This is a genomic window from Shigella sp. FC1661, from assembly GCF_001712525.1.
In the GTDB taxonomy this organism is placed as follows: domain Bacteria; phylum Pseudomonadota; class Gammaproteobacteria; order Enterobacterales; family Enterobacteriaceae; genus Escherichia; species Escherichia coli.
The window spans coordinates 1-1095 of record NZ_MDGW01000368.1 but is presented as its reverse complement, the minus strand read 5'-3'; the positions used below and the strand labels follow the sequence as shown (position 1 = coordinate 1095).

The window sequence follows — 1095 nt, the reverse complement described above, 5'->3', positions numbered from 1 at the left end:
CCCTGGCGAGACGACGCTGCGACGTTCTGTTCGCCATGATGCGCGACGGGACTTTTTATACCCCGCAGGGGTCATAACATGCTTGACAACTTAATAGGGCCCCCCCCCAAAGCCGTCTATGGGAAGGAGTCTGCTGTTATTCCAGAGAATGGTAATTCAGTCATATATTTCTCCATCTATGACTTGTCAATACCATCCTGATATTTGTGGGTCAGCAATATATTCTACTAAAAGGTATTTAAGGTCATTGCGTCCCTGCACTCGAATAATGGTGAAGAAAGCATGATGAATATATCACGATAACGTTCAGTATGTATCGAGGATAGATGGAGTTACTCCTCTCTGAAATAGAATTACTGCTCTACTTTTTCTGTTTCCAGAAATTATTAGTAACAAACCCTGATATATTCTTTTGAAAATGGAGCTTAAACGAGTCTGAAATTAACTTCAGATATTAGAATGCCGTTGGCTTTGTTTTTCAACAATTCCTACTTCATTTATCTTTGTCAACCATTGCATTTCTGTAGCAGTGAATTTCAACGTTTTCGTCCGGTTGGTAGCAGGTATTTGTAATTCGTATATAGCTGCTTTTTTATTGAAAACAGTATATCCATCTGTAGTAACAGTAGAAGATAATAATACAGGATTTGACACTTCAAGGATGATATTTTCTTGTTTTTGTGGAAGGCAAGGGAATATAGTTTGTGTAAGCATATTGCTTCCTTATGTTATATTTTAGTAAAGAATTTATTTTTTACATTATAGTCGGCTAAATGAAGTTTACTGTAAAAAAACGATACTTTTTTCGTAAGCGATGAGATGTGGAGCCAGAAAAATGGCTGCGTTATGTCATTGAACTGTCCTTGACCCACGATATTCAGACAGTCGTTGTATCTTAAGTTGACATTACCCGCTGACGTCGATATTCCCTTGGTGAGAGATAACCCAACGCACTATGCGGATGGTTTTCATTGTAATGCTCGATCGCCACTGCAAGGGGTGATGCTGCCAACTTACTGATTTAGTGTATGATGGTGTTTTTGAGGTGCTCCAGTGGCTTCTGTTTCTATCAGCTGTCCCTCCTGTTCAGCTACT

Annotated in this window: 2 protein-coding genes and 1 pseudogene; 1 reads left to right on the top strand and 2 read right to left on the bottom strand. The window is 39.3% G+C overall.

The window, feature by feature from the left end; all coding sequences use genetic code 11:
* Window positions 1–77 (top strand): hypothetical protein (locus BFF42_RS27895; RefSeq protein ID WP_228365084.1); only part of this gene is annotated, 77 nt, incomplete at its 5' end.
* Between the two features lie 370 nt (window positions 78–447).
* On the opposite strand, the gene ospE2 is transcribed toward BFF42_RS27895, so the two are convergent.
* Entirely contained in the window at window positions 448–714 is a 267-nt protein-coding gene (ospE2, locus tag BFF42_RS18305; RefSeq protein ID WP_000957717.1) for a type 3 secretion system effector OspE2, read from the bottom strand.
* A gap of 181 nt (window positions 715–895) precedes the next feature.
* Window positions 896–1003: pseudogene (locus BFF42_RS18300) on the bottom strand (integrase core domain-containing protein); the annotation flags it as partial.
* Between the last annotated feature and the right edge of the window lie 92 nt (window positions 1004–1095).

Excerpts from the sequence above, each read along its gene's own strand:
- ospE2 (WP_000957717.1), bottom strand. The coding sequence starts at position 714 with ATGCTTACACAAACTATATTCCCTTGCCTTCCACAAAAACAAGAAAAT.